Here is an 8,487-nt window from a genome sequence, read left to right on the forward strand (position 1 = left end):
CCATGTCGCAATCGATTCGTGACAACCTCAAGCGCCTGCTGGCGCCCCGGCACCTGGCCTTCGTCGGCGGGCGCAGCATGGCGCGGGCACTCAAGCGCTGCGCCGAAGGTGGCTTTGCCGGCGAACTGTGGCTGGTCAACCCGCAGCATCAAAGCCTGGAAGGCATCCCCTGCGTGGCGCGGGTGGCTGACTTGCCCTATGCCCCGGATGCGGTGTTCATCGCCACCAACCGTGAGCTGACCTTGCAGTGCGTCGCCGAGTTGGCTGCGCGCGGCGCCGGTGGCGCCATCTGCTATGCCTCGGGCTTTGCCGAGAGTGGCGAGGAGGGCCGTCAGCTGCAGCAGCGCCTGCTCGATGCCGCCGGCGACATGGCCTTGCTCGGCCCCAACTGCTACGGCCTGCTCGACTACCTGCACGGTGCGGCCCTGTGGCCAGTGGCCCATGGCGGCCAGCAGGTGGAGAAGGGCGTGGCGATCCTCACCCAGAGCGGCAACTTCGCCTACAACCTGTCCATGAGTGACCGCTCGCTGCCGGTGGCCTACATGGCTTCGGTCGGCAACCAGGCGCAGCTGGGCGTGGCCGAGCTGATGGACGTGCTGCTCGACGACCCAAGGGTGACGGCCATCGGCCTGCACCTGGAAGGCCTGAAGAACGTACCGGGCTTCGCCCGCGCCGCCTGCAAGGCGTTGCAGCAGGGCACGCCGATCATCGCGCTGAAGACCGGCGTGTCGCAGATCGGTGCCGAGCTGGCGCTCAGTCATACCAGCTCGCTGTCCGGTTCCGATGCCTTGTACGACAGCCTGTTCCAGCGCTTGGGGGTGATTCGTGTAAGTGGCCCGGTAAGCTTCGTCGAGACCCTCAAGGCCGCTGCCTGTGGGCGCTTGCCTGTGGATGGCGAGCTGCTCGCGCTGGCCTGTTCGGGCGGTGATGCTGGCCTGATTGCTGACTATGCCGAGCGCAACCAACTGAGCTTGCCGCAGCTCGAACAAGGCCAGGTGGCGGCACTCGCCGAGGTGCTGCCGGCCTATGCCAACCTGGTCAACCCGCTGGACTTCACCACCGCCATCTGGGGCGATGAAGCGGCCCTGCAACGCATGCTCGACAGCACCCTGAGCGGGGCGGCCGACGCCGCCATGCTGGTGCTGGACTACCCGGCGGCGTTCACCGGAGAACGCAAGGAGTGCGACCTGCTGCTGGCGCTGTACTGCGATGCGCTGGAACGCCACGGCAAGATCGGTTTCGTCACCTCGGCCTTCCCGGAGCTGTTGCCCGCCTGCGCGCGCGAGCGCTTGCATGCCCGTGGCATTGCCGCACTGCAGGGCGTCGAGGATGGCCTGGCGGCCTGGGGCCGCATCGTGGCTTACCAGCGCAAGCGCCAACAGCTGCTGGAGCGAGGCGAGGCTGCGCGGGTGCCGCTGTGCCCGCAGGCCCTCACTGGTGAGGGCCATTTGCTGGACGAGTGGCAATCCAAGCAAGCCCTGCGCGCTTTCGGTTTGCCGGTGCCGGCCGGGGTGCTGAGTACACCCGAGCGCGCCGTGGCAGACGCCGCCCGCGTCGGTTACCCGCTGGTACTGAAGGCGGTCAGCGCGCAGCTGCCGCACAAGACCGAAGCGGGGGCGGTGGCGTTGAACCTGCGCGATGCTGCCGCCCTTGAGGCCGCGCTAGTGCAGATGCGCCAGCGCATCGCCGCCTACGCCCCGCAGGTGGCATTCGACCAGGTACTGCTGGAACCCATGGCCGAGCCGCCGCTGGCGGAGCTGATCGTCGGCATCAAACGCGAGCACGACTTCGCCCTGGCCCTGGTGATCGGCGCCGGTGGCGTGCTGGTGGAACTGCTCAAGGACAGCGTCAGCCTGTTGCTGCCCACCACCGATAGCGCCATCCGTGCCGCGCTGCTCGGCCTGCGCAGCGCCGGCCTGCTGCAAGGCTTCCGTGGCCGCCCGGCCGCCGACCTCGACGCGTTGGTGGCGGCCATCCGCGCGGTGGCCGACTACGCCTGCGAAAACGCCGGGCAGTTGCTGGAGCTGGATGTGAACCCATTGATGGTCGGTGCCCACGGCACCATTGCGGTCGACGCGTTGATCCGCCTCGGCCAGGCGCAAGGAGAACGACATGAATAAGCCCAGCATGACTGCCGGCCAGGCGCTGGTGCGGCTGTTGGCCAACTACGGCGTGGAGACGGTGTTCGGCATCCCCGGGGTGCATACCCTGGAGCTGTACCGCGGCCTGCCGGGCAGTGGCATCCGCCATGTGCTGACCCGCCACGAGCAGGGCGCCGGCTTCATGGCCGATGGCTATGCCCGGGTCAGCGGTAAACCGGGGGTATGCTTCGTCATCACCGGCCCGGGCGTGACCAATGCCGCCACCGCCATCGGCCAGGCCTACGCCGACTCCATCCCGCTGCTGGTGATTTCCAGCGTCAACCACACCGCCAGCCTGGGCAAAGGCTGGGGCTGCCTGCACGAAACCCAGGACCAGCGCGCCATGACCGCGCCGATCACCGCGTTCTCCGCCGTGGCCCTGCGCGGCGAAGACCTGCCCGAGCTGATCGCCCGTGCCTGGGCGGTGTTCGACAGCGAACGGCCACGCCCGGTGCACATCTCGGTGCCGCTGGATGTGCTGGCCGCGCCGGTCAGCCATGACTGGAGCGCTGAGGTGGTGCGCCGCCCCGGGCGTGGCCAGCCGTGCCGCGACAGCCTCGACCAGGCCGCCCTCAAGCTGGCGGCTGCCAAGCGGCCGATGATCATCGCCGGCGGTGGTGCGTTGCACGCATCCGCGCAACTGCAGCAACTGAGCACCCGGCTGGCGGCGCCACTGTTCACCAGCGTGGCCGGCAAAGGCCTGCTGCCGCCGAACGCACCGCTCAATGCCGGTTCGAGCCTGTGCGTGGAGCCTGGCTGGCAACTGATCAGCCAGGCCGACGTGGTGCTGGCCGTGGGCACCGAAATGGCCGACACCGACTTCTGGCGCGAGCGCCTGCCGATCGGCGGCGAGCTGTTGCGCGTGGATATCGACCCGCGCAAGTTCAACGACTTCTATCCCTGTGCCGTGGCCCTGCACGGCGATGCCCGGGAAACCCTGGCCGGCTTGCTCGAGCACCTGCCAGCGCTCGACCGTGACCCGGCCCAGGCCATCGAGGCGGTGGCCAACCTGCGCCAGGCCATTCGCAACGGCCATGCGCCGCTGCAGGCCATGCATCAGGCAATCCTCGACCGCATTGCCGCCGTACTGCCCGACGACGCTTTCATCAGCAGTGACATGACCCAACTGGCCTACACCGGCAACTATGCCTTCGCCAGCCGGGCACCACGCAGTTGGCTGCATCCCACCGGCTACGGCACCCTCGGCTACGGCCTGCCGGCCGGTATCGGCGGCATGCTCGCCAGCGACCACCGCCCGGGCCTGGTACTGGTTGGCGACGGCGGCTTCCTGTACACCGCCCAGGAACTGGCCACGGCGGTCGAGGAACTGGACCGGCCCTTGGTCGTGCTGCTGTGGAACAACGACGCCCTCGGCCAGATCCGCGACGATATGCTCGGCCTGGACATCGAGCCGGTTGGCGTGCTGCCACGCAACCCAGACTTCATCGGCCTGGCCCGCGCCTTTGGTTGCGCGGTGCGCCAACCACGCGACCTGGACGCGCTGCAGGCCGACCTGGCCAGCGGTTTCGCCACAGCCGGCGTGACCTTCATCGAACTCAAGCACACCTGCGCCTGCTAAGCCGCGGACACCGACAACAACAAGAGAAACCACCATGCCATTTCGCCGTACCCTGCTGGCTGCATCCCTGGCGGTGCTGATCACTGGCCAGGCCCCGCTGTACGCCGCACCGCCGCTGTCGATGGACAACGGCAGCGCCGCCCTGACCGTGCACAACAGCAACGCCTGGGTCGAAGTCAGCGCCAGCGCCCTGCAACACAACATTCGCACCCTGCAAGCGAAAATGGCGGGCAAATCCAAGCTGTGTGCCGTGCTCAAGGCCGATGCCTATGGCCATGGCATCGGCCTGGTGATGCCGTCGATCATCGCCCAAGGCGTGCCCTGCGTGGCAGTGGCCAGCAACGAGGAGGCCCGCGTGGTCCGCGCCAGCGGCTTCACCGGGCAACTGGTGCGGGTGCGCCTGGCCAGCCTCAGCGAGCTGGAAGATGCCCTGCAGTACGACATGGAAGAATTGGTCGGCAGCGCCGAGTTCGCCCGCCAGGCAGATGCCATCGCCGCGCGCCACGGCAAGACCCTGCGCATCCACCTGGCGCTCAATTCCAGCGGCATGAGCCGCAACGGGGTGGAAATGGCCACCTGGTCCGGCCGTGGCGAAGCGCTGCAGATCACCGACCAGCAGCACCTCAAGCTGGTCGCGCTGATGTCCCATTTCGCCGTGGAAGACAAGGACGATGTGCGCAAGGGCCTGGCGGCCTTCAACGAGCAGGCCGCCTGGCTGATCAAGCACGCCAAGCTCGACCGCCGCCAACTCACCCTGCATGTCGCCAACTCCTTCGCTACGCTGGAGGTGCCGGAAGCGCGCCTGGACATGGTCCGCACCGGTGGTGCGCTGTTCGGGGACACCGTGCCGGAGCGCAGCGAATACCAACGTGCCATGCAGTTCAAGTCGCACGTGGCGGCGGTGCACAGCTACCCGGCCGGCAACACCGTCGGCTACGACCGCACCTTCAGCCTGTCGCGCGATTCGCGCCTGGCCAACATCACCGTCGGCTACTCCGATGGCTACCGCCGGGTGTTCACCAACAAGGGCCATGTGCTGATCAACGGCCACCGGGTGCCAGTGGTGGGCAAGGTGTCGATGAACACGCTGATGGTCGATGTCACCGACTTCCCCGACGTGAAGGGTGGCAACGAAGTGGTGCTGTTCGGCAAACAGGCCGGGGCTGAAATCACCCAGGCCGAGATGGAAGACATCAACGGCGCGCTGCTTGCTGACCTGTACACCGTATGGGGCAGTTCCAACCCGAAGATTCTCGTCGACTGAAACCGTCATTGAAGGGAGATTGCCATGCGCTACGCCAAGCTCACCCAACGCATCGCCGGCGACGGGGCCGCGGCCTGGGACATCCATTACCGCGCCCTGGCGCTGCAGGCCGAGGGCAAGGACATCCTGCTGCTGTCAGTGGGCGACCCGGACTTCGACACCCCCGCGCCGATCGTCGAGGCGGCCATTGGCAGCCTGCGCGCGGGCCACACCCATTACGCCGATGTGCGCGGCAAGCTGGCTCTGCGCCAGGCCATCGCCAACCGCCACCGGCAGCGCAGCGGCCAGGCCGTCAGCGCCGACCAGGTGACGGTGTTGGCCGGGGCCCAGTGCGCGCTGTTCTGCGTGGCCCAGTGCGTGCTCGACCCGGGCGACGAGGTGATCGTCGCCGAACCGATGTACGTCACTTATGAGGCGGTGTTCGGCGCCTGTGGCGCCAAGGTGGTGCCGGTGCCGGTCAAGCCGGAGAACGGCTTCCGTGTGTGCCCGCGTGACGTCGCCGAGCGCATCACCCCGCGTACCCGTGCCCTGGCCCTGAACAGCCCGCACAACCCTTCGGGGGCGAGCCTGCCGCGTGCCACCTGGGAAGCTCTGGCCGAACTGTGCATCGCCCATGACTTGTGGCTGATCTCCGACGAGGTGTACAGCGAGCTGCTGTACGACGGCGAGCATGTCAGCCCCGCCAGCCTGCCGGGCATGGCCGAGCGCACCGCCACCCTCAACAGCCTGTCGAAGTCGCATGCCATGACCGGCTGGCGGGTGGGCTGGGTGGTCGGTTCGGTCGAGCTGGCCGCGCACCTGGAAAACCTCGCCCTGTGCATGCTGTACGGCTCGCCGGACTTTATCCAGGACGCCGCCGTGGTGGCGCTGGAGCAGCCATTGCCGGACCTGGACGCCATGCGCGAGGCCTATCGCCAGCGCCGCGACCTGGTGTGCGAGCAACTGGCCGGCTGCCCGGGCATCAAGGCACTGAAGCCCGATGGCGGCATGTTCGTGATGGTCGATATCCGCGAAACCGGCCTCAGTGCCCAGGCCTTCGCCGACCGCCTGCTCGACAGCCAAGGTGTATCGGTGCTGGCTGGCGAAGCCTTTGGCCCTAGCGCCGCCGGGCATATCCGCCTGGGCCTGGTGCTGGGCCCCGAGGCCTTGGCTGACGCTTGCCAACGCATTGCCCGCTGCGCCGGCGCACTGATGCAGGGGCAGGCCCATGCGTGAGTATGCGCGGCTGTACATCGACGGTGCCTGGCAGGTGCCGAGCGGGCAGGGCATGGCCGACGTGATCGACCCGGCCAGCGAACAGGTCATCGGCCGCGTGCCGCTGGGCGCCGAGGCCGATGTCGAGCGGGCGGTGATGGCGGCGCGGCGGGCCTTCGAGGGTTGGTCGCGCACGCCGTCGAGCGTGCGCGCCGGGTACATCCAGGCACTGGCCGCGCAACTGAAAAAGCGCGCGGCGGAAATGGCCGACGTCATCACCGCGGAGCTGGGCATGCCGGTGCAGTGGTGCCAGGCGGTGCAGGTCGAGGGCCCGATTGCCGGGCTTGCGCAGTACGCCGAGCTGGCCGGGCTGATGGACCAGCTGCGTGAGGTCGGCAACTCGCTGGTGTACCGCGAGGCGGTTGGCGTATGCGCGTTCATCAACCCATGGAACTACCCGCTGCACCAGATGATCGGCAAGCTGGCTCCGGCCTTGGCCGCCGGTTGCACGGTGGTGGTCAAGCCCAGCCAGGAAACACCGCTGCATGCATTTTTGCTGGCCGAGATGATCGAGGCCATCGGCCTGCCGGCCGGTGTCTTCAACCTGGTCAGCGGCCCGGGGGCCAAAGTGGGCGAGGCTCTGGCCCGGCACCCGCAGGTGGACATGGTGTCGTTCACCGGCTCCACTGGCGCCGGGGTGCGAGTGGCCCAGGCGGCAGCGCCGACGGTGAAGCGCGTGTGCCTGGAACTGGACGGCAAGTCGCCGCTGCTGATTACCGCCGACGCCGACCTGCACGCGGCGGTGCGCCATGGTGTGCAGGACGTGATGATCAACTCGGGGCAGACCTGTACCGCGCTGACCCGCATGCTGCTGCCAGCCAGCCGCTACGCCGAGGCGCTGGAGATCGCCGAGGCCGAGGCCCGTGCGCTGGTGATGGGCGACCCGCGCGACCCGACCAGCTTCCTTGGGCCGATGTGTTCGGCAGGCCAGCGGCACACGGTGCTCGACTATATTCGCCTGGGCCAGCAGGAGGGAGCGCGCTTGCTGTGCGGGGGCGAGGGACCAAGCGGCTTCGAACGCGGGTTCTACGTGGCGCCGACGTTGTTTGCCGACGTCGACAACCGCATGCGCATTGCCCAGGAGGAGATCTTCGGCCCGGTGCTGTGCCTGATTCCCTATGCCGACGAGGCCCAGGCACTGGCGCTGGCCAATGATTCGCCGTTCGGCTTGTCCAGCGCAGTGTGGGCCGGCAGCCGTGAGCATGGCCTGGCCCTGGCCCGGCAAATCCGCGCAGGGCAGTGTTTCATCAATGGTGGCGGGTTCAACTACCAGGCACCGTTCGGTGGCTACAAGCAATCGGGCAATGGGCGCGAATGGGGCGAGGAGGGCCTGGCGGAGTTCGTCGAGGTGAAAGCGGTGCAGTGCTGATCGATGGCTGGAAGACAACCTGTTTTGTGTGAGGAGAATGTTTGTGAATGTACTGATCGTCCATGCTCACCCCGAGCCGCAATCGTTCACCGCTGCCCTGCGTGACCAGGCAGTGGAAACGTTCCGCGCCCAAGGCCACCAGGTGCAGGTCAGCGACCTGTATGCCATGGGCTGGAACCCGGTGGCCAGTGCCGATGACTTTACCCAGCGCGAGAACCCCGAGTACCTGGTGTATGCTCTGGAGCAGCGCCAGGGGGTCAAGCGTGGCGCCATTGCCGCGGATATCCAGCAGGAGCTGGACAAGCTGTTGTGGGCGGACTTGCTGGTTCTGAACTTCCCGATCTTCTGGTTCTCGACGCCGGCCATGCTCAAGGGCTGGATCGACCGGGTACTGGTGTCGGGGGTGTGCTACGGCGGCAAGCGCTTCTATGACCAGGGCGGCCTGGCCGGCAAGAAGGCGCTGGTGAGCGTGACCCTGGGCGGGCGCGAGCACATGTTCGGCGAAGGGGCGATCCACGGGCCGCTGGAAGACATGCTGCGGCCGATTCTGCGTGGCACGCTGGCCTATGTCGGTTTCGAGGTGTTGCCGCCGTTCGTGGCCTGGCATGTGCCGTACATCAGCGATGAAGCGCGACAGGAGTTCCTGCAGCAGTACCGCCAGCGCCTGGAGCAGCTCTCCGATGACCAGCCACTGGTGTTCCCGCGGCTGGCGCAGTTCGATGAGGCGCTGTATCCACTCGTGTGATTTCCTGCACTGGCCTCATCGCCGGCAAGCCAGCTCCCACAGGTGCTGCATAGACCTCAAGCCATCTGCAGACCTGTGGGGCCAGCTCCCACAGGTGCTGCATAGACCTCAAGCCATCTGCAGACCCTGTGGGGC

At 67.6% G+C, this 8,487-nt stretch carries 6 protein-coding genes; all 6 read left to right on the forward strand.

The window, feature by feature from the left end:
- Positions 1–2 precede the first annotated feature (2 nt).
- The 6 genes from TZ03_RS21350 to TZ03_RS21375 are packed head-to-tail and all read left to right on the forward strand — an operon-like array spanning position 3 to position 8,352.
- The gene (locus TZ03_RS21350) at positions 3–2,120 is read left to right on the forward strand and encodes an acetate--CoA ligase family protein (protein WP_051100266.1); all 2,118 of its coding nucleotides are present in this window, start codon (positions 3–5) and stop codon (positions 2,118–2,120) included.
- Positions 2,113–3,720, forward strand: coding sequence for a 5-guanidino-2-oxopentanoate decarboxylase (locus tag TZ03_RS21355; protein WP_051100267.1), 1,608 nt, complete (start codon positions 2,113–2,115; stop codon positions 3,718–3,720). Before TZ03_RS21350 ends, TZ03_RS21355 begins: the two co-directional genes overlap by 8 nt.
- Before the next feature lie 34 nt (positions 3,721–3,754).
- On the forward strand, positions 3,755–4,984 hold the full coding sequence (gene alr / locus TZ03_RS21360; RefSeq protein ID WP_051100268.1) for an alanine racemase: 1,230 nt from the start codon (positions 3,755–3,757) through the stop codon (positions 4,982–4,984).
- A gap of 24 nt (positions 4,985–5,008) precedes the next feature.
- A complete protein-coding gene (locus TZ03_RS21365) occupies positions 5,009–6,199 on the forward strand; it encodes a pyridoxal phosphate-dependent aminotransferase (protein ID WP_051100269.1) in 1,191 nt (396 codons plus the stop codon).
- Positions 6,192–7,607, forward strand: coding sequence for an aldehyde dehydrogenase family protein (locus tag TZ03_RS21370; protein WP_051100270.1), 1,416 nt, complete (start codon positions 6,192–6,194; stop codon positions 7,605–7,607). Before TZ03_RS21365 ends, TZ03_RS21370 begins: the two co-directional genes overlap by 8 nt.
- A gap of 43 nt (positions 7,608–7,650) precedes the next feature.
- Positions 7,651–8,352 carry an NAD(P)H-dependent oxidoreductase gene (locus TZ03_RS21375; protein WP_051100274.1) on the forward strand — a complete coding sequence of 234 codons (702 nt, stop codon included), beginning with the start codon at positions 7,651–7,653 and terminating at the stop codon, positions 8,350–8,352.
- The last annotated feature ends 135 nt before the right edge of the window (positions 8,353–8,487 follow it).

Source organism: Pseudomonas sp. 10-1B (assembly GCF_000935045.1).
In the GTDB taxonomy this organism is placed as follows: domain Bacteria; phylum Pseudomonadota; class Gammaproteobacteria; order Pseudomonadales; family Pseudomonadaceae; genus Aquipseudomonas.

What these genes read in the sequence shown, in the direction of transcription:
- alr (WP_051100268.1), top strand. Translation starts at nt 3,755, where the DNA reads ATGCCATTTCGCCGTACCCTGCTGGCTGCATCCCTGGCGGTGCTGATC.
- TZ03_RS21370 (WP_051100270.1), top strand. Translation starts at nt 6,192, where the DNA reads ATGCGTGAGTATGCGCGGCTGTACATCGACGGTGCCTGGCAGGTGCCG.
- TZ03_RS21365 (WP_051100269.1), top strand. Translation starts at nt 5,009, where the DNA reads ATGCGCTACGCCAAGCTCACCCAACGCATCGCCGGCGACGGGGCCGCG.
- TZ03_RS21355 (WP_051100267.1), top strand. Translation starts at nt 2,113, where the DNA reads ATGAATAAGCCCAGCATGACTGCCGGCCAGGCGCTGGTGCGGCTGTTG.
- TZ03_RS21350 (WP_051100266.1), top strand. Translation starts at nt 3, where the DNA reads ATGTCGCAATCGATTCGTGACAACCTCAAGCGCCTGCTGGCGCCCCGG.